Source organism: Sphingomonas sp. (assembly GCF_019746015.1).
In the GTDB taxonomy this organism is placed as follows: domain Bacteria; phylum Pseudomonadota; class Alphaproteobacteria; order Sphingomonadales; family Sphingomonadaceae; genus Sphingomonas.
In genome coordinates, this window is the sequence record NZ_JAIESM010000054.1 from 1 (window position 1) to 18,454 (window position 18,454).

17 protein-coding genes are annotated in these 18,454 nt (G+C 67.9%); 12 read left to right on the forward strand and 5 right to left on the reverse strand.

The annotated features are described in order from the left end of the window. From K2Y03_RS08345 to phbB, 3 genes are all read left to right on the forward strand, one after another. Positions 1 to 673, forward strand: a 673-nt coding sequence (locus tag K2Y03_RS08345) for a molybdopterin cofactor-binding domain-containing protein (RefSeq protein ID WP_294089934.1), incomplete at its 5' end; no start/stop codon positions are given. Beyond that, the gene (gene hemH / locus K2Y03_RS08350; RefSeq protein WP_294089935.1) at positions 670 to 1,677 is read left to right on the forward strand and encodes a ferrochelatase; all 1,008 of its coding nucleotides are present in this window, start codon (positions 670 to 672) and stop codon (positions 1,675 to 1,677) included. The genes K2Y03_RS08345 and hemH, both read left to right, overlap by 4 nt. A 34-nt stretch (positions 1,678 to 1,711) precedes the next feature. Further along, positions 1,712 to 2,434: an acetoacetyl-CoA reductase gene (gene phbB, locus K2Y03_RS08355; RefSeq protein ID WP_294089937.1), complete on the forward strand. Its 723-nt coding sequence runs from the start codon at positions 1,712 to 1,714 to the stop codon at positions 2,432 to 2,434. A gap of 77 nt (positions 2,435 to 2,511) precedes the next feature. Here the strand turns inward: phbB and K2Y03_RS08360 are convergent, their stop codons facing one another. Beyond that, positions 2,512 to 2,949: a glycine zipper 2TM domain-containing protein gene (locus tag K2Y03_RS08360; RefSeq protein WP_294089938.1), complete on the reverse strand. Its 438-nt coding sequence runs from the start codon at positions 2,947 to 2,949 to the stop codon at positions 2,512 to 2,514. A gap of 155 nt (positions 2,950 to 3,104) precedes the next feature. Between K2Y03_RS08360 and K2Y03_RS08365 the strand changes: the two genes are divergently transcribed. Next, on the forward strand, positions 3,105 to 4,208 hold the full coding sequence (locus K2Y03_RS08365) for an esterase-like activity of phytase family protein (protein WP_294089940.1): 1,104 nt from the start codon (positions 3,105 to 3,107) through the stop codon (positions 4,206 to 4,208). Here K2Y03_RS08365 and rpmB read toward each other — a convergent pair. Beyond that, a complete protein-coding gene (rpmB, locus tag K2Y03_RS08370; RefSeq protein WP_294089942.1) occupies positions 4,117 to 4,416 on the reverse strand; it encodes a 50S ribosomal protein L28 in 300 nt (99 codons plus the stop codon). The two genes, K2Y03_RS08365 and rpmB, sit on opposite strands and share 92 nt — an antisense overlap. A gap of 129 nt (positions 4,417 to 4,545) precedes the next feature. Here rpmB and K2Y03_RS08375 point away from each other — a divergent pair, with 129 nt between their 5' ends. Then, complete coding sequence (locus tag K2Y03_RS08375) at positions 4,546 to 4,995, forward strand: nucleoside deaminase (protein WP_294089944.1); 450 nt, start codon at positions 4,546 to 4,548, stop codon at positions 4,993 to 4,995. A 91-nt stretch (positions 4,996 to 5,086) separates the two neighbouring features. Then, complete coding sequence (locus tag K2Y03_RS08380; RefSeq protein WP_294089945.1) at positions 5,087 to 6,382, forward strand: hemolysin family protein; 1,296 nt, start codon at positions 5,087 to 5,089, stop codon at positions 6,380 to 6,382. Between the two features lie 109 nt (positions 6,383 to 6,491). On the opposite strand, the gene purD is transcribed toward K2Y03_RS08380, so the two are convergent. Beyond that, entirely contained in the window at positions 6,492 to 7,745 is a 1,254-nt protein-coding gene (gene purD, locus K2Y03_RS08385) for a phosphoribosylamine--glycine ligase (RefSeq protein ID WP_294089977.1), read from the reverse strand. Between purD and xseA the strand changes: the two genes are divergently transcribed. The 3 genes from xseA to K2Y03_RS08400 are packed head-to-tail and all read left to right on the forward strand — an operon-like array spanning position 7,744 to position 10,246. After that, the gene (xseA, locus tag K2Y03_RS08390) at positions 7,744 to 9,105 is read left to right on the forward strand and encodes an exodeoxyribonuclease VII large subunit (protein WP_294089947.1); all 1,362 of its coding nucleotides are present in this window, start codon (positions 7,744 to 7,746) and stop codon (positions 9,103 to 9,105) included. The genes purD and xseA overlap by 2 nt on opposite strands. Positions 9,106 to 9,155: 50 nt before the next feature. Next, entirely contained in the window at positions 9,156 to 9,353 is a 198-nt protein-coding gene (locus tag K2Y03_RS08395) for a DUF2093 domain-containing protein (protein ID WP_294089949.1), read from the forward strand. A 41-nt stretch (positions 9,354 to 9,394) separates the two neighbouring features. Further along, a complete protein-coding gene (locus K2Y03_RS08400) occupies positions 9,395 to 10,246 on the forward strand; it encodes a M23 family metallopeptidase (protein ID WP_294089951.1) in 852 nt (283 codons plus the stop codon). Between the two features lie 42 nt (positions 10,247 to 10,288). On the opposite strand, the gene K2Y03_RS08405 is transcribed toward K2Y03_RS08400, so the two are convergent. Then, positions 10,289 to 10,804: a hypothetical protein gene (locus K2Y03_RS08405; protein WP_294089953.1), complete on the reverse strand. Its 516-nt coding sequence runs from the start codon at positions 10,802 to 10,804 to the stop codon at positions 10,289 to 10,291. A gap of 230 nt (positions 10,805 to 11,034) precedes the next feature. On the opposite strand from K2Y03_RS08405, the gene K2Y03_RS08410 reads away from it, so the two are divergent. From K2Y03_RS08410 to K2Y03_RS08420, 3 genes are all read left to right on the forward strand, one after another. Continuing rightward, on the forward strand, positions 11,035 to 14,064 hold the full coding sequence (locus K2Y03_RS08410; protein ID WP_294089955.1) for a TonB-dependent receptor: 3,030 nt from the start codon (positions 11,035 to 11,037) through the stop codon (positions 14,062 to 14,064). A gap of 112 nt (positions 14,065 to 14,176) precedes the next feature. Then, complete coding sequence (locus K2Y03_RS08415; RefSeq protein ID WP_294089957.1) at positions 14,177 to 14,431, forward strand: hypothetical protein; 255 nt, start codon at positions 14,177 to 14,179, stop codon at positions 14,429 to 14,431. A gap of 8 nt (positions 14,432 to 14,439) precedes the next feature. After that, complete coding sequence (locus K2Y03_RS08420; protein ID WP_294089959.1) at positions 14,440 to 15,756, forward strand: aspartyl/asparaginyl beta-hydroxylase domain-containing protein; 1,317 nt, start codon at positions 14,440 to 14,442, stop codon at positions 15,754 to 15,756. Between the two features lie 25 nt (positions 15,757 to 15,781). Here the strand turns inward: K2Y03_RS08420 and clpB are convergent, their stop codons facing one another. Next, positions 15,782 to 18,361 carry an ATP-dependent chaperone ClpB gene (gene clpB / locus K2Y03_RS08425; protein ID WP_294089961.1) on the reverse strand — a complete coding sequence of 860 codons (2,580 nt, stop codon included), beginning with the start codon at positions 18,359 to 18,361 and terminating at the stop codon, positions 15,782 to 15,784. Positions 18,362 to 18,454: the final 93 nt, after the last annotated feature.

Genomic DNA, 18,454 nt, shown 5'->3' on the forward strand with positions numbered 1-18,454 from the left:
TTACCGCTTCCCCAGCTATGCGGTCGACCATCATGTCGCCGAGATCGGCGTGCCGACCGGCCATTGGCGATCCGGCGCACACAGCTACACCGCCTTTTTCACCGAGTGCTTTCTCGACGAGCTGGCCCATGTCGCCCAGTCGGAGCCGCTGTCGTTCCGCGTCGGCATTACCGGCGAGCCGCGGCTGGTGCGCTGCCTGTCGACCGCCGCCGCGCTTGGCGGCTGGGAGGGCGGGGTGCCGGGCAGCGGCCAGGGCATTGCCTGCCACTCGTTCCGGGGCAGCCACATCGCGGTGCTGGCCGAGGCGCATTTCGAGGACGGCCAGCGCCCGCAGGTCGACCGGCTGGTCGCCGCCGTCGATTGCGGGCGCCAGATCAATCCCGAACTGGTGCTGCAGCAGATCGAGGGCGGGCTGATCTTCGGGCTGGCCGCCGCACTGGGCGGCGCGGTGCGCTTCGAGCGGGGCCGGCCGGTGCCGACCCGGCTGGGCCAGCTGGGCCTGCCGCTGCTCGCCGACATTCCCGACATCACCGTCGAGCTGATCCGCAGCGAGGCCGACCCCGGCGGCGTGAGCGAGCTGGCGGTGCCGCCGGTGGCCCCCGCCATCGCCAACGCGCTTCAGGCAGCAGCGGGCTTTCGCTTGCGCACACTTCCCTTTACGGGCGGCGCATGACGCTCCCGCCAGACCATCCCCCCGTTGCCGCGCGCCAGATCGGGGTGCTGCTGATCAATCTCGGCACGCCCGACGCGCCCGATACCCGGTCAGTGCGCGCGTACCTGCGCGAATTCCTGTCGGACCGGCGGGTGGTGGAGATCCCCGCATTCATCTGGCAGCCGGTGCTGCGCGGTTTCATCCTCAACACCCGGCCACAGAAATCGGCGGCGAATTACCGCAAAGTATGGGGCCCGGAAGGGTCGCCGCTCGCCGCCATCACCCGGCGCCAGGCGCTGGCGCTGCAGGACATGCTGGGGCCGACCGTGAAGGTGGACTGGGCGATGCGCTATGGCAGCCCGTCGATCGAGCAGGCGATGCGCGCGATGATCGAGGCGGGGTGCGACCGCATTCTGCTCGCCCCGCTCTATCCGCAATATTGCGCGGCGACCACCGCCACCGCCAATGACAAGGCGTTCGACCTGATGCGCGCGCTGCGCTGGCAGCCGGCGGTGCGCACCTTGCCGCCTTATTATGACGATCCCGGCCATATCGAGGCGCTGCGCGCGTCGATCACCCAGGGGCTGGCGGGGCTGGATTTCGCGCCCGATGCGATTGTCGTCAGCTTCCACGGCATGCCGCAGCGCACGCTGACCCTGGGCGATCCCTATCACTGCCAGTGCCAGAAGACCGGGCGGCTGCTGGGTGAGGCGCTGGGCCGGCCGGTGATCGTCTCGTTCCAGTCGCGATTCGGCTCGGCCAAATGGCTCGACCCGGCAACCGACGAAACGCTCGCCGCGCTGCCGGGCAAGGGCGTGAACAAGGTGGTGGTGGTCGCCCCCGGTTTTTCCGCCGATTGCCTGGAGACGCTGGAAGAAATCGCCATGGAAGGGCGCGAGACGTTTCACGAGGCGGGCGGCGGCGACTTTGCCTATCTGCCGTGCCTCAACGATTCGCCCATCGGCATGCAGATGCTGCGCGATCTGATCGTGCGCGAGCTTGAAGGTTGGTGGCGACCGGCCTAGCCTTCCGTTCCAGAACACATGAAGGAGAGGTTGCATGGCACGGGTCGCGGTGGTGACGGGCGGAACCAGAGGCATTGGCGAGGCGATCAGCCTGGCGTTGAAGGACGCCGGAATGACGGTGGCCGCCAACTATGCCGGCAATGAAGAGCGGGCGCGGGCCTTTACCGAGCGCACCGGCATCGCCGCCTATAAATGGGACGTCGCCGATTTCGACGCGTGCCAGGCCGGCTGCGCGCAGATCGCCGAGGAGCTGGGGCCGATCGACGTACTGGTGAACAATGCCGGCATCACCCGCGACGGCACGATGCTGAAAATGACCTATCAGGCGTGGAAGGAAGTGATCGACACCAATCTGGGCGGCTGCTTCAACATGGCCAAGGCCGTGTTTGCCGGCATGCGCGAGCGCAAATGGGGCCGCATCGTCAATATCGGGTCGATCAACGGCCAGGCCGGCCAATATGGCCAGGTCAACTATGCCGCTGCCAAATCGGGCATTCACGGCTTTACCAAGGCGCTGGCGCAGGAAGGCGCGAAGTTCAACGTTACGGTGAACGCAATCGCGCCGGGCTATATCGATACCGACATGGTGGCGGCGGTGCCGGCCGACGTGCTTGAAAAGATCGTCGCGAAAATTCCCGTCGGCCGGCTGGGTCAGGCGCAGGAAATCGCCCGCGCGGTGACCTTTCTGTGCTGTGACGAGGGCGGCTTCGTGACCGGCTCGACGCTCAGCATCAACGGCGGCCAGCACATGTATTGATCCACCAACTGGGAGACTGGCGCCCGGCTTTCGGCCAGACGCCAGTCCCCAACCCTCGTTACGCTACGCGAGGGAACTCACCAGCCTCCCTGCCAATTGCGCCGGCGGCACCCGTCCCGGTCGAGCTGACGCCCGGCCAGGCCACCCGCGACACCGCCAAGCACCGTGCCCAGGCCACGATTGCCGCGGCCCGCAATCACATTGCCCAGCACGCCGCCCACCACCGCGCCGGCAATCGTGCCGCCGGTGCCGTCGCAGCGGCGAAAGCCGGGGCCACGGTTCCAGCCATTATTGTTCCAGTTGTTGCCGTTCCACCCGCCATTGTTCCAGCCGCCATTGTTGAAACGGGGGTCGTTGCGGGGGTCGAACCGGGGATCGTAGCGGGGATCGCCGCCGTTCCAGCCGGCATTGTTGGCATAGGGATCGTACTGCTGCGCCACTGCGGGGGCCAGCGGGGCGAGCAGGCTCGCGCCGAGGGCGATGCCGACGCTTGCGAGCGAAAACTTCTTCATCATGGCCGTTTCTCCACCATCTGCGCGGGAAGGGACTGCCCCCTCTCGTCCATGAAGGCGTTGTACGATGCCCGCATTGATCCGCTCCTGAACGCGGCTGTTATCGATCGTTCATTTTTGGGGCCTTCCGCGCAGCGGCACGATGCGTAAGAGGCGCTATGCGTCTGTTCTGGTCGATCCTGTTCGTGCTGCTGTTCTGCCCGGCGTGGAGCGTGGTGCCGCCGGCGCGCCACCCCACCCCGGGCGTGCCCTTCGCGGCGGAACGGGTTTTCCTCTATCCCGGCCAGCCGGGCGAGCGGCGGCTGGGCGTGCTGCACTATGTGCGCGGCTATCGGCTGACCTCGCCCGACCGCGAATTTGGCGGCTTTTCCGCCATGCTGACCGACGGCCGGCACTTCACCCTTTTGGGCGATGGCGGCGACGGCGTCATCTTCACGCTGGGCGGCGACGGGGTGCCGCGCGCGCAGCGCTGGTTCAGCCTGCCCGCCGGGCCGGGCAGCGGCTGGGAAAAGCGCGACCGCGATTCCGAATCGCTGGTGCGCGACGGCGCCAGCGGCCGGCTGTGGGTGGGGTTTGAGAATTGGAACCAGATCTGGCGCTATGCCCCGGGCTTTGCACGGGCCGAGCGCCACGCCGCGCCGCCCGACATGGCCGGGTGGGACGAGAATCGCGGGGCGGAGGCGATGGTGCGCCTGCGCGACGGGCGCTTCATCATCTTCAACGAAACCGATGGCTGGCCGGGCCGCAAGGGGCGTGCAGGCCTGATCTTTGCCGGTGACCCGACCGAGGCGCCGCGTGCGGCGGCGCGCTTCACCTATCTGCCGCCGCCCGGGTTCAACCCGACCGACGCGACCGAGCTGCCCGATGGGCGGCTGATCCTGATCAATCGCCGTTTCTCGCTGCTCACCGGGTTCGACGCGGTGCTGACGCTGGTCGATCCGGACGCGATCCAGCCGGGCGCGGTGGTGGAGGGCGTAGTGCTGGCCCGATTCGTCGGCCACACCATCCGCGACAATTTCGAGGCGGTCGCGGCGGTTCAGGAGGCCGATGGCACGCATTTGTGGCTGGCGAGCGATGCCAACCAGCTGCCCATCGAGCAGAACCTGCTGCTGGAATTCCGGATCGACGAGGCGGAACTCGCGGCGACGCTCAAGGCGTCGCCTGTCCACCTTAAGCGGCAGTCGCTTGAGGCGCGCGCTTCTTCTCGATCTGACGCTTCAGCCGGCGGGCGCGCAGCGACAGCTGCTCGTCGGCGGCCTTGACCAGCCAGTTGTCGAGCCCGCCGACATGCTCCACCGAGCGCAGGCCGTGCGTCGATACGCGCAGCCGCACGCTGGTGCCCAGCGTATCCGACATCAGCGTGACGTTCTGCAGGTTGGGCAGAAAGGTCCGCTTGGTCTTGTTGTTCGCGTGGGAAACATTGTGACCCACTTGCCGGCCCTTGCCGGTCAGCTCGCAAATGCGCGACATTGCTTCAATTCCTGAGTGTTTTCGGCCAAGGCCCGGAAAGCGGCGCGGCATAAGCCGGATATGGGCTTTCGTCAACCGATTCCCTCGGGGCGATTCCCTTGGGCGCGACAAAGGGGCATAGCAGCGGCGATGTTTCCACTGCCCGATCCGATGCGCGCAGCGCTTGCCGCCGCTGCCGAGGCTGCCCGCGCCGGCGAAGTGCCGGTGGGCGCGGTCATCACCCGCGCCGGGCGGATCATCGCGACCGCCGCCAATGCGCCGCGCGCGCTGAACGACCCCACCGCCCATGCCGAGATGCTGGCCATCCGCCAGGCCGCCGCTGCGCTGGGCGATGACCGGCTGGACGGCTGCGACCTGTGGGTGACGCTGGAGCCGTGCGCGATGTGTGCCGGCGCGATTGCCCATGCCCGCATCGCCCGGCTTTATTACGGCGCCGACGATGCCAAGGGCGGCGCGGTGGCGCACGGCCCGCGCTTCTTCGCCCAGCCGACCTGCCACCACCGGCCGGAAATCTATGCCGGCATCGGCGAAGGGGAGGCGGCCGCCCTGCTGCGGGAGTTTTTCGCCGGCCGGCGGTGAGGTGGAACCTGTCGCGGCGCCGGCCCGCTCCGCCTCCCATCACCGGGCGTTGCCGAACCGGGGCGATCCCGGCTAAAGCATCGTTCAGACCATGATGCCCCCCTTTCCCTGGATCGATGTCGCGATCATCTTCGCGCTCATCCTGATCAACGCTGTCTTCGCGATGTCCGAACTCGCCATCGTTTCGGCGCGGCGGGCGCGGCTGGAGGCGATGTTGCGCGCCGGGGTGCGCGGCGCGCGCGCGGCGATCGCGCTGGCGGGCGATCCGGGCAAGCTGCTGTCCACCGTCCAGATCGGCATCACGCTCATCGGCGTGCTGGCCGGCGCCTATTCGGGGGCGAGCCTGGGCGCGCCGACGGCGGCGCGGCTGCGCGCGCTGGGGGTGGAGGGGGCGCTTGCCGAAACGCTGGGCTTTGCCATCGTCATCGGGCTGACCACTTTTGTCTCGCTGGTGGTGGGCGAACTGGTGCCCAAGCAGATCGCGCTGCGCAGCCCGGAGCCGATTGCAGTGGCGCTGGCAATGCCCATGCAATGGCTGTCAAAGGCCGCCGCGCCGATCGTGTGGCTGCTCGATTCGGCGACCGGCGCGCTGTTCTGGCTGTTGCGGCTGACCCGCGAATCGGACGATCACGTCACCGCGGAGGAGCTGCACCTGATCGTTGCCGAGGCCAGCAAATCGGGCGTCATCGAAGAGCATGAACGCTCGATCATTTCCGGCGTCGTCCGGCTTGCCGACCGGCCGGTGCGCGAGGTGATGACACCGCGCACCGACATCGAATGGATCGACGCGACGCTCGATGCCGATGGCGTGCGCCAGGCGCTGCTCGCCGCCAGCCACAGCCGGCTGCCGGTTGCGGAAGGATCGGTCGATGCGGTGATCGGCGTCGTCCAGGCGCGCGACGTGGCCGGCGCGCTGCTGCGCGGCCAGCCGATCGACATCCGCGCGTTGATGCGGCAGGCGCCGGTGGTGCTCGACCAGATCGACGCGATGGACGCGCTCGACGCGCTGCGCGCCGCCGAAGTGCCGATGGCGCTGATCCATGACGAATATGGCCATTTCGAAGGGATTGTGACGCCGGCCAATCTGCTCGCCTCGATCGCGGGCGAATTCGTGTCCGATGCCGACCCTGAGGAAGCCCCCGCCATCGTGGTGCGCGACGACGGCTCGCTGCTCGTCGCCGGGCAGGCCCCGGCCGACCTGTTGGCCGAGCGGATCGGCATCACCCTGCCCGACGACCGTGACTATGCGACCGTTGCCGGCCTGGCGCTCGCGGTGCTGAAGCACCTGCCCGGCGAGGGCGAAAGTTTTGTCGAGCAGGGCTGGCGGTTCGAGGTGGTCGACCTCGACGGACGGCGCATCGACAAGCTGCTGGTGCAGCCGGTTTGATTGATTCCCGGCACCGGCCCGCTCCCCCACCCGGCCACCCAACGGCAGTATTCTATGGGTGGCCGGGTGGGGGAGCGGGCCGGCGCCGCAACAACAAGACCAAAAACCTCTAACCGATATCCCGCCAGCCGATGTCGCGGCGGCAGAACCCGCCGGGCAGCGCGATCCGGTCGATCGCGGCATAGGCGCGGCGCTGCGCCTCGGCGGTGCTCGCCCCCAGCGCGGTGACGGCGAGCACGCGCCCGCCGCTTGCCACCAGCGCGTCGCCCTCGGCCCGGGTGCCGGCGTGGAAGACGATCGCGCCCGTCGCCTCCGCCGCCGCCACCCCGGTGATTTCGCCGCCGGTGGCGGGCGTTCCGGGATAGCCCGCCGCCGCCAGCACCACGGTGAGTGCCGTTTCATCGGCAAAGACCGGCGGGGGCGCCGCCGCCAGCTGCCCGGTGGCGGCGGCCAGCATCAGCGCGAGCAGATCGCTTTGCAGCCGGGGCATCAGCACCTGGCATTCGGGGTCGCCGAAGCGGACATTATATTCGATCAGCTGCGGCCCCTGATCGGTCAGCATCAGCCCGGCATAGAGAATGCCCGAAAAGGGCGTGCCGGCGGCGGCCATCGCGCGCAGCGTCGGCGCGACGATGGTGTCGATGGCGGCCGCCTCCAGCGCCGGGGTCAGCACTCGGGCGGGGCTATAGGCGCCCATGCCGCCGGTGTTGGGGCCGGTGTCGCCATCGCCCACGCGCTTATGGTCCTGCGCGGAGCCGAGCGGGACGATGGTGCTGCCGTCCGTCAGGATGAACAGGCTCGCCTCCGGCCCGGTCAGAAACGCCTCGATCACCGCGCTGCCGCCGGCATCGGCGAAGATCGCTGCGAGTGCGGCTTCCGCCTCGGCGCGGGTGGCGGCAATCGTCACGCCCTTGCCGGCGGCCAGGCCATCGGCCTTTACCACCACCGGCAGGCCGAACCGGTCGAGCGCGGCAAGGGCCGCATCCAGCGTGGCGGCATTCACGAAGGCGGCGGTCGGGATCGCCTCACGCGCGCACAATTGCTTGGTGAAGCCCTTCGATCCTTCCAGCCGCGCCGCCGCCGCGCTTGGCCCGAACACCGGCGTGCCGGCGGCGCGCAGGGCATCAGCAAGCCCCGCGACCAGTGGCGCCTCCGGCCCCACCACCACCAGGCCGATATCGTGCGCGGCGCAGAAGGCGATGACGGCATCATGGTCGGCCGGGTCGAGCGCCACGCAAAGCGCATGGTGCGCTATCCCCGGATTGCCCGGTGCCGCATAAAGCGTGGCCAGCAGCGGCGATTGCGCTAGCTTCCACGCCAGCGCATGCTCGCGGCCCCCGCCGCCAATCAACAGGACGTTCATGAGTGTCGACATGCCCCGGCTGGTAGCCGAGACCACCCCCGGCGACAACGCCGCGCCGCTGACCGTCTCCGAACTCTCCGGCCGTCTGAAACGGGTGGTGGAGGGGGCATTCGGCCATGTCCGGCTGCGGGGCGAGATTTCGGGTTATAAGCGGGCCGCCTCCGGCCATGCCTATCTGGCGCTGAAGGATGATGGCGCGCTGATCGACGCGGTGATCTGGAAGGGGTCGTTTTCATCGATCGCCTTTGCCCCGCAGGACGGGGTGGAAGTGATCGCCACCGGCCGGCTGACCACCTATCCCGGCCGCAGCAAATATCAGCTGGTGATCGAGCGGCTGGAACTGGCCGGCGAGGGCGCGCTGATGGCGCTGCTCGAAAAGCTGAAGGCAAAGCTTGCCGCCGAGGGGCTGTTCGCGCCCGAACGCAAGCGGCCGCTCCCCTTTCTGCCCGGGGTGATCGGCGTGGTCACCTCGCCCACGGGCGCGGTGATCCGCGACATTCTCCACCGCCTGGCAGACCGTTTCCCCAGCCATGTGCTGCTCTGGCCGGTGGCGGTGCAGGGGGAAGGGGCAGCGGCGCAGATTGCCGCTGCCGTGCGCGGGTTCGACGCGCTGCCGCCGGGCGGCGCGGTGCCCCGGCCCGACCTGGTCATCGTCGCGCGCGGCGGCGGCTCGATCGAGGATCTGTGGGCGTTCAACGAGGAAGTGGTGGTGCGCGCGATTGCCGCCTGCTCGATTCCGGTGATTTCAGCGGTCGGCCATGAGACCGACACGAGCCTTGCCGACCACGCCGCCGACCGCCGCGCGCCGACGCCGACGGCGGCCGCCGAAATGGCGGTGCCGGTGCGTGCCGAACTGATTGCGGCAGTGGACGGGATGGGCGTGCGCGCCGAACGCGCGACCCGGCGCCAGCTGGCGCGCGGGCAGGAACGGCTGGCGCTGATCGCGCGGCTGCTGCCCCGGCGCGACGCGCTGCTCGGCCCCCAGCGCCAGCGGCTCGACGAGGCCGGTGCCCGGCTCGACCGGGCGCTCGATGCGCGGGTGCTGCGCGCGCGCACCCAGGCGGATCGCGCCGCCGTGCTGCTGCGCCCGCAGCTGCTGGTGCGCCAGCTCGCCGCCGCGCGCGAACGGCTCGACCGGGTGGCGCGGCTGCTGGAGGCGGTCAATCCCGATGCGCTGCTGAAGCGCGGCTATGCCCGTGTCAGCGCGCGCAGCGGTGCCGTCGTCACCAGCGCACAGGCCGCGCGCGCCGCCGGGCTGCTGACGCTGCACTTTGGCGACGGCACCGTCGGCGCAAAGGTTGAGCGCACCGGCGCCAAGGGGTATGAGGGCGACAAGCCCGAGCAGCCCAGCCTGCTCTGACCCCGCATCAACACCGCGCGCACAGAGCGCCGGCGAAGGAAGAACGCGCAATGCTCGTCTCGAACAGCAACCGCACCGCGCGGCTGCACTATATGGCCAACGGGTTCCGCGTGATCGCGCCGGGCGACCATGTGCTGTGCGCGGTGACGGGCGCGCGCATTCCGCTCGACGCGCTGCGCTACTGGAATGTCGCCCGGCAGGAGGCCTATGCCAGCGCCCAGGTCGCGCTTGACGCGATGACGGGCTGAGCGGGATGCCCGGGGGGAGGCCATGGCGGCGCGGTGCGGCGGTGATCGCGGTGCTGGCGCTCACCGCACAGGCGCCGGCGCCCCGGCCACAGGCAAAGCCCGCCGCGCCGCAGCCGGCGCCCGGCGCGCGCTTCCGCCTGCAGGGTCCGTTGGTGCAGGGGGCCGCCGTGCTCGGCACCGCGCCGGCCGGCACCACGCTCCTCAGCTTTCAGGGGGTCGCCGTGCCGGTCGCCGCCGATGGCCGCTTCCTGATCGCGTTCGACCGCGATTTCGGCCCCAGTGCAGAGATCAGCGCGACGCTGGCCGATGGCAGCGTGGTGCGCGAAACGCTGCCCGTTGCGCGCCGTGCCTGGAATATCGAGCGGCTGAACAGCCTGCCGCGCTTTGCCCAGCCGGCCGAGGAGTTCAACCGGCTGCGCCCGGCGGAGCTCGCACAGATCAACGCCGCGCGCGCCGCCAATGCCCAGTCCGACGGGTGGCGCCAGCCATTCCTGTGGCCGGTCATCGGGCGCCTGTCCGGCCTGTTCGGCTCCCAGCGCATCTACAAGAATGGCGAGGCCGGCAGCTATCATTCGGGCGCGGACATCGCCCAGCCGGCGGGCACGCCGGTGATGGCGCCGGCCGATGGCGTGGTGGTGCTCGCCGCCGATCATCCCTTCACGCTGGAGGGCAATCTGCTGATGATCGACCATGGCATGGGGCTGAACAGCGCGTTCCTGCACCTGTCGCGGATCGACGTGGCGGTGGGCGCGCGGGTGCGGCGCGGCCAGCCGGTGGGCGCGGTGGGCATGACCGGGCGCGCGACCGGGCCGCATCTCCACTGGAGCCTCAGATGGCGCGACGCGAAGATCGACCCGCTGCTCGTCGCCGGACCGATGCCGGTGGCGGGGTAAGATGTTGTTGGGCTGGGGTGGTGCCGGCCCGCTCCCCGGGACTCAGCGCACGCGCTTCGCGCCGAGCGGCGCACCCTTGGGGAAGATCATCCGGAAGCTGCCCAGCGCGCCCCGCTTGATCGTCACCTCGCTGCCCACCTCGGGGTCGAGAAAGCCCGATTCGACCGTCTGCCACACCCCGCCATTGTCCAGCGTGATCAGGAAGAACTCGCCGAACGGCTTGACCGCAGCGATCTTGGCGGTGACCTGGTTGGTGTCCGGCCCGGCATTGGGGCCGAGTACGCCGGCCTCGGTAAAGGGCAGGCCGAAGCTCTTCTTCTTGCGCTGCTGCACTTCGGCCCGATCGACCACCATCACGTCCTTGGCGGAAACCGACGCGGTGAACGCCATCACTGCCTTGTCATAACAGGCAAGGCGGGCGCTATTGTCGGCAATGGCGCGACATTCTTCCAGCGATTTGAGCGATTTGGGCAGCTCGTCAGCCGCTGCTGACGGGGCCGGTGCGACGCCGGCGGCAAGCATGGCACCGGCAAGGACGAACAGGCAGCGTCTGATCATGTCGCCACGCTAGCCCCGGCCCCGCGCTGGTGCAAGTCGCGCGATCTGTTGCGCAAATAGCACAAGGCTGGCACAAACCGATGCGCCACCGCGCGTAACTGTTGTGCTTGGATGGCGGTTTTGCGTAGTTTTCGTGTCTATGCACATTCGGTGCGCAAATTTTTGAACTCAGGGGAATCCGGGCGGGCCATTGCGGTCACAGTTTCGGGTCCTCGCCATAAGGGGAAAGCATGATGACTTTTTCGCTACGCCGTCGCTTGCTGGTGTCGACCATCGCGGCCGGTGCCGTGTTCAGCGCGACGCCCGCCTGGGCCAAGGAAGGCAAGCCGGTGTCGCCGGCGCAGGACGCCCCGGCCGAGGAGCAGAAGGCTGAAGGCCAGGGCGACGTGGTCGTCACCGGCACCCTGCTGCGCAACCCGAACCTGGTTGCTTCCAACCCGGTCAACGTGGTGAGCGAAAAGGAAATCCAGCTCCGCAACTCGAACACCGCGGAAGACCTGCTGCGCACCCTGCCGGGCGTCGTGCCGAACATCGGTTCGGCCGTGAACAACGGCAATGGCGGCGCCTCGTTCGTCGACCTTCGCGGCCTCGGCTCTAACCGCAACCTCGTGCTGATCGACGGCGTCCGCCTCGTTCCGGCCAACCTGGGCGGCGCGTTCGACTTGAACAACATTCCGCTGGCGCTGATCCAGCGCGTCGACGCGCTGACTGGTGGCGCGGCCACCACCTACGGCGCCGACGCGGTTGCCGGTGTGGTCAACTTCGTCACCAAGCGCGATTTCAGCGGCGTGGACCTGAGCGTGTCGCAGCAGGTCACCGGTCGTGGTGACGGCAACACGCTGCGCGCCGACCTGACCATGGGCGCGAATCTGGACGGTGGCCGCGGCAACGTGGTGTTCAGCATCGGCTATCAGAAGTCGGACCCGGTCTATCAGGGCGCCCGTGAATTCTCCGAATTCAACATCGACTCGGCTTCGGGCGCGGCTGGCGGCTCGGGTACCACGGTGCCGTCGCGCTTCTCGCTGCCGGCGCCGCTGGCGACCCGTCAGATCAATCCGGATACGGGTGATTTTGCCCCGAACAACGCCTTTAACGCTTTTAACTTCAACCCGTTGAACATCTTCAACACGCCGTTCCAGCGCTTCAACATGTATGGCGCGGGCCGCTACGAGATTAACGACAATCTCGAAGTCTATGCGCGTGGCTTGTTCTCGCGGAACTCGGTCGACACGATTATCGCGCCGTCGGGCGCGTTCGCGCTGCCGGTTCAGCTGCCGCTCAGCAACCCCTTCCTGCCAGTCGGTGCCCGCAACACCATTTGCGCTGCGTTTGCTGGCGATGCCCGAGACCTGAACCCCAACCAGCCTGGCGTTCAGGGCCTGAGTGCGGCGAACTGCGGGGCAGCGGCTGCGGCGACCGGTCCGCAGGATCCGAACTACCGTCAGATCCCGACCAACCTGTTCCGCCGCACGGTGGAAACCGGGCCGCGCACCAGCAACTTCACTACGACCCTGTTCGACTATCGTATGGGCTTCCGTGGTTCGATCACCGACCGGATCAGCTGGGACGTGTTCGGCGCCTATGGTGAGAGCGAGAACGTGCAGACGCAGGGCGGCTACACGCTCAACTCGCGCGTCCGTCAGTCGCTGCTGACCACCGGCAACGGTGCGACGGCGACCTGTCAGGACGCGTCGAATGGCTGTATTCCGGTCAACTGGTTTGGTCCGGCTGGCTCGATCAATCAGGCGCAAATCGCTTTCCTGACGGCGCCTTCAACCACCAAGATCCGTACCACGCTCACCCAGTTCCGTGGCACCGTGACCGGCGACTTTGGTCTGCACTCGCCTTGGGCGACCGACCCGATCAGCTTCGCTGTGGCGGGTGAGTATCGCAACTACACCGCCTCGCAGCAGTCTGACCTGCTGTCGGTGTCGGGCGATCTGGGCGGCGGCGGTGGTGCCGCACCGAACATCGTCGGCGGCTACGAGGTTTATGAAGGTATCGGCGAAGTCGTTATCCCGCTGATCCAGAACAAGCCCTTCTTCAAGAGCCTGACGGTGGAAGCTGGTATCCGCTATTCGTCCTACTCGATTGCTGCAGGAAACAACCCGTCCTTTGCGCCGATCACCTGGGCATTCCGCGGCAGCTGGGAACCTGTCGAACATCTGCGTTTCCGCGGCACCTTCTCGCGTGCCGTTCGTGCGCCCAACATCGCCGAGCTGTTCAACCCGCAGAACGTGGTGCTGACCAACCTCAATGACGATCCCTGCGCCAACCTGGCGGACAACGGCACGCGTATTCCGGGTCGTGCGAACCCGACCGGTGCGCTGCGTGATGTCTGCATCCTGCAGGGCGCACCGGCCGGCATTATCGGCAACATCGGCGTGCCGACCGCAGGCCAGGCGAACACCACCACCGGCGGCAACCTGAACCTGCGTCCGGAAGTGTCGACCAGCTTTACCGCTGGCTTCGTGCTGACCAACCCGATCCCGGGCTTCACTTTCTCGCTCGACTATTGGAACATCGGCGTGACCGGCGCGATCAGCACGCCGGCGCCTGCAGACGTGATCAACGCCTGCTTCAACAACGTGTCGGTGGCCAACCCTGCTTGCGGCCGCGCGTTCATCGGCCGTGACGGGCTTACCGGTCAGGTCAGCGGCGACCCACGCACCACGCCGGGTCTGTTCCTGGGCCTGTCGAATTTGGGGAGCATCTACACCAGCGGCTTCGATTTCTCGGCGAGCTATCGCCGGAACATCGGCTTCGGTACGCTGAACCTGGACTTCTTCGGTACCTACACGACGACCAACAAGTTCCAAGCGACGCCGGGCTCGGTCAACCGCGAGTGCATCAACTTCTACAGCGTGAACTGCGCCTCGATCCAGCCGGACTTCCAGTTCAATCAGCGCACCACGCTGACCATCGACAAGTTCGACTTCACCCTGCTGTGGCGCTTCATCAACGGCGTGCAATATGAACCGGGTCAGGGCAACCTGTTCAACGGTCCGGTGCCCGCGCTGGATGGTCGTACGGTGAACTTCAACCGGATCCCCGCCTATCATTACTTCGACCTGGGCCTGCGCTATGCGGCGACGGACCGGTTCTCGGTGCTGTTCTCGATCCAGAACCTGTTCAACCGCGAACCCCCGATTGTCGGTTCGACCGCCGGCACGACCGCGTTCAACAGCGGCAACACCTTCCCGTCGACCTACGACGCGCTGGGCCGCCGCTTCGCGATCACCGCACGGTTCCGCATGTAATCCGGACCTTCGGGTCCTGCGAAAATTGGGGCGCGACTGTTGCAGTCGCGCCCTTTTTTTTGATCGCGAAGCGTGCGATTGATGACGCCCCCGTTCAGATGATGGAGAGATTATGAAGCGCGTTGTCGCTCTTGGCCTGTTCGCTCTGCTTGCAACCGACCTGTCGATCGCCGCGTCGGCGCAGACAGCGGGCACACCGCCGGCCAAGGAAAAGCTGATCTGCCGCCGCGAAGCCCCGATCGGTTCACTGATCGAGAGCCGCAAGACCTGCAAGACGCGCGAGGAGTGGCAAAAGCTGGCAGACTTGTCGCGCGAAAGCGCTGAGTACCAGCAGCAACAGGGCCAGAGCCGTCCCAGAGGGGAATAACTGCGCCGATGGCCAGCAGCGCGGACAACAATGCCGCCGAGCGTCAGGCTGCCGATCTGATCGCCACCGCCGACGCCGCGCGCCAGCGCGGCGATCAGGCGGGGGCGTTGTCCGCGCTCGAACAGGCGCTGGCGATCGACCCCGGCAATCCGCAGATCGAAAATGCGCTCGGCATGCGCCGGCTCGCCATGGGCGATGCGCGCGCAGCCGCCGAACATTTTCGCGCCGCAGCCGAAGCTGATCCCGCCGCCCCGGAACCCTGGGTCAACCTGGCGGGTGCTTTGCGCAAGCTGGGTGACGATGCCGGGGAGGAAGCGGCGCTGCTCAGTGCGCTCGCCGCCGACCAGCGCCACTTCATTGCCACCATCCGCCTCGCCGAACTGCACGACCGGCGGGGAGAGCGCGCGGCGGCCGCCGGGCGCTGGGCCAATGTCGTCGCGATCGGCGCGTACATCACCGATCGCTCCCCCGGCGTCGAAGGCGTCATCGCCCATGCTCGTGCGGCCGTGCAGCGCTATCAGCGCGAATTTGTCGACGTCATCCATGCCGGGCTCGACCCGCTGCGCGGCGGCATGAGCGGGGCCGACCGTCGCCGTGTCGACGCCTGTATCGACACCGTGCTCGGCCTCAGGCGCATTTATGTAAATGATTGTTCGGGAATGCATTTCCCCTTCCTGCCGGCCGACGAGTTTTTCGACCGCGCGCATTTCCCCTGGCTCGCGCAGATCGAGGCGGCGACACCGGCGATCCGCGCCGAGCTGGAAAGCCTGCTCGCCGATGGCGCGCCGGGGCTGGAGCCCTATGTCGCGATGGCGCCGGGGACGCCCGCGAACAAATGGACGCCGCTCGACCACAAGCTCGACTGGGGCGCCTATTTCCTGTGGAAGTTCGGCCGCCGCATCGATGCGGCCTGCGCCCGCTGCCCCAATACCGCCGCTGCGCTGGCGCAACTGCCGCTGGCCGACATGCCCGGCCGCGCGCCGACTGCGTTCTTCTCGCTGCTGAAGCCGCACACGCGCCTGCCCGCGCATACCGGCGTCACCAACACGCGCGCGATCATCCATCTGCCGCTGATCGTTCCCGAGGGGTGCGGCTTTCGCGTCGGCGGCGAAACCCGCCAGTGGCGCGAGGGCGAAGCCTTCGCCTTTGACGACACCATCGACCATGAAGCCTGGAACGACAGCGACCATCTGCGCGCGGTGCTGATCTTCGACGCGTGGAACCCGCATATCCGCGACGATGAGCGCGCCATCCTGCGCCAGTTCTTCGCCGTTGCCGACGCGAGCGGCCTCGATCCGGGCAAGGGCGCGCGCGTCGCCGATTGAGCCCCGCGCCTGCCCGCCCAGGCGCTCACCCCACCGTCAGCCGCAGCGCGCCGTCGCCCTCTTCCACGCGCACTGTCTGCCCGTCCTTCACCCCGCCCGACAGGATGAGGTCAGCCAGCGGATCCTGCAGATAGCGCTGCACCGCGCGCTTCAGCGGCCGCGCGCCATAAATGGGGTCATAGCCCACCCGGCCCAGCCACGCCCGCGCGCCCTCGGTCAGGTCGACCGCGATCTTACGCTCGGCCAGCAGCCTGCCGACACGCGCCACCTGAATGTCGACGATCGGTGCCATCTCGCTCTGCCCCAGCCGGTGGAACAGCACGATCTCGTCGAGCCGGTTGAGGAATTCGGGGCGGAAATGCGCGCGCACCATTTCCATCACCTGCGGCTCCACCGCCGACACCTCCTGCCCGTCTTCCAGCGCGGTCAGGAATTGCGAGCCCAGATTGCTGGTCAGCACGATGATGGTGTTGGTGAAATCGACCGTGCGCCCCTGCCCGTCGGTCAGCCGGCCATCGTCGAGCACCTGCAGCAGCACGTTGAACACGTCGCCATGCGCCTTCTCTACCTCATCGAACAGGATGACCTGATAGGGCCGGCGCCGCACCGCCTCGGTCAGCACGCCGCCTTCCTCATAGCCGACATAGCCCGGCGGCGCGCCGATCAGCCGCGCGACCGCGTGCTTTTCCATGAATTCGCTCATGTCGATGCGCACCATCGCGCTCGCATCGTCGAACAGGAATTCGGCAAGCGCCTTGGTCAGCTCGGTCTTGCCCACCCCGGTCGGCCCCAGGAACAGGAAGCTGCCAAGCGGCCGGTTGGGGTCCTGCAGCCCGGCACGCGCACGGCGGACGGCCGTGGAAACGGCGCGCACCGCCTCGCGCTGGCCGATCACGCGCTTGCCCAGCGCGTCTTCCATATGGAGCAGCTTTTCGCGCTCCCCCTCCAGCATCCGGTCAACGGGAATGCCGGTCCAGCGGCTGACGACCGCAGCGATATCGTCGGCGGTCACTTCCTCGCGCAGCATCGCGCCCCGGGTCTGCCCCTCGGCCTCCTCCAGCTGGCGGAGCAATTGCGGGATGGTGCCGTAGGACAGCTCGCCCGCGCGCGCGAGATCGCCTGATCGCTGCGCCTGTTCGAGCTCCAGCCGGGCGGCGTCGAGCTGTTCCTTGATCCGCGATTCGCCGGCGATCTTGTCCTTCTCCGCCTGCCAGCGCTGGGTGAGTTCGGCCGATTGCTCCTCCAGATCGGCAAGGTCACCCTCCAGCGTCGCCAGCCGCTCGCGCGAGGCGGCATCCGATTCGCGCTTCAGCGCCTCGCGCTCGATCTTCAGCTGGATGATGCGCCGGTCGAGCGTCTCGATCTCCTCGGGCTTGCTCTCCACTTCCATGCGGATGCGGCTGGCCGCCTCGTCCATCAGGTCGATTGCCTTGTCGGGCAGGAAACGGTCGGTGATGTAGCGGTTGGACAGCGTCGCCGCGCTCACGATGGCCGCGTCGGTAATGCGCACCTTGTGGTGCAGCTCATATTTCTCCTTCAGCCCGCGCAGGATGCTGATCGTGTCGGGCACGGTCGGCTCGCCGACGAAAACCGGCTGAAAACGGCGCTGGAGAGCGGCGTCCTTTTCCACATATTTGCGATATTCATCGAGCGTGGTCGCGCCGACGCAGTGCAGCTCGCCCCGGGCAAGCGCGGGCTTCAGCAGGTTCGACGCGTCCATCGCGCCATCGGTCTTCCCCGCGCCGATCAGCGTGTGCATCTCGTCGATGAACAGGATGATGTCGCCTTCGCCCGCGCGCACCTCGTCGAGCACGCCCTTCAGGCGTTCTTCAAACTCGCCGCGATATTTGGCGCCGGCGATCAGGCTGCCCATGTCGAGCGCCATCAGCCGCCGGTCCTTAAGTGTATCGGGCACGTCGCCATTGGCAATGCGCAGCGCCAGCCCCTCGGCAATCGCGGTCTTGCCCACGCCCGGCTCGCCGATCAGCACCGGATTGTTCTTGGTGCGCCGGGCGAGAATCTGGATGGTGCGGCGGATTTCCTCGTCCCGGCCGATCACCGGGTCCAGCTTGCCGGCATGGGCCGCCTCGGTCAGGTCGCGTGCGAATTTCTTCAGCGCGTCATAGCGGTCCTCGGCGCCGGCGGTGTCGGCGGTGCGGCCGCCGCGCAGGCTGTTGATCGCGGCGTTCAGCCCCTCGGGCGTGGCGCCCGCCTCCTTGATCGCCTTGCCGGCCGACAGGTTGAGCGACAGCGACAGCGCGACCAGCAGCCGCTCGACGGTGACGAAACTGTCACCCGCCTTGGTCGCGATCTGCTCGGCCTGGTCGAGCACGCGGACCAGATCATTGTCGAGGCCGGGCTGGCTCTGCGCGCCGGAACCGGACACGGCGGGAATCCGGGCGAGCGCCGCATCCACGGCCGCCGTCGCCCGCGCTGGGTCGCCCCCGGCCGCGCGGATCAGCCCGGCGGCCATCCCCTCGCTGTCTTCCAGCAGCGCCTTCAGCAGATGGTCCGGCGTGATGCGCTGGTGGCTCATGCGGATCGCAACCGTCAGCGCCGATTGCAGGAAACCCTTTGCGCGGTCAGTGAATTTTTCGAGGTTCATGGTCGTCCCCAATGGTCATGGGGCTAATATAGTGTTGCCATAATGCAACACAAGACGCTCCGTTCCACGACCTCAAACGGACATCAAAGCGTC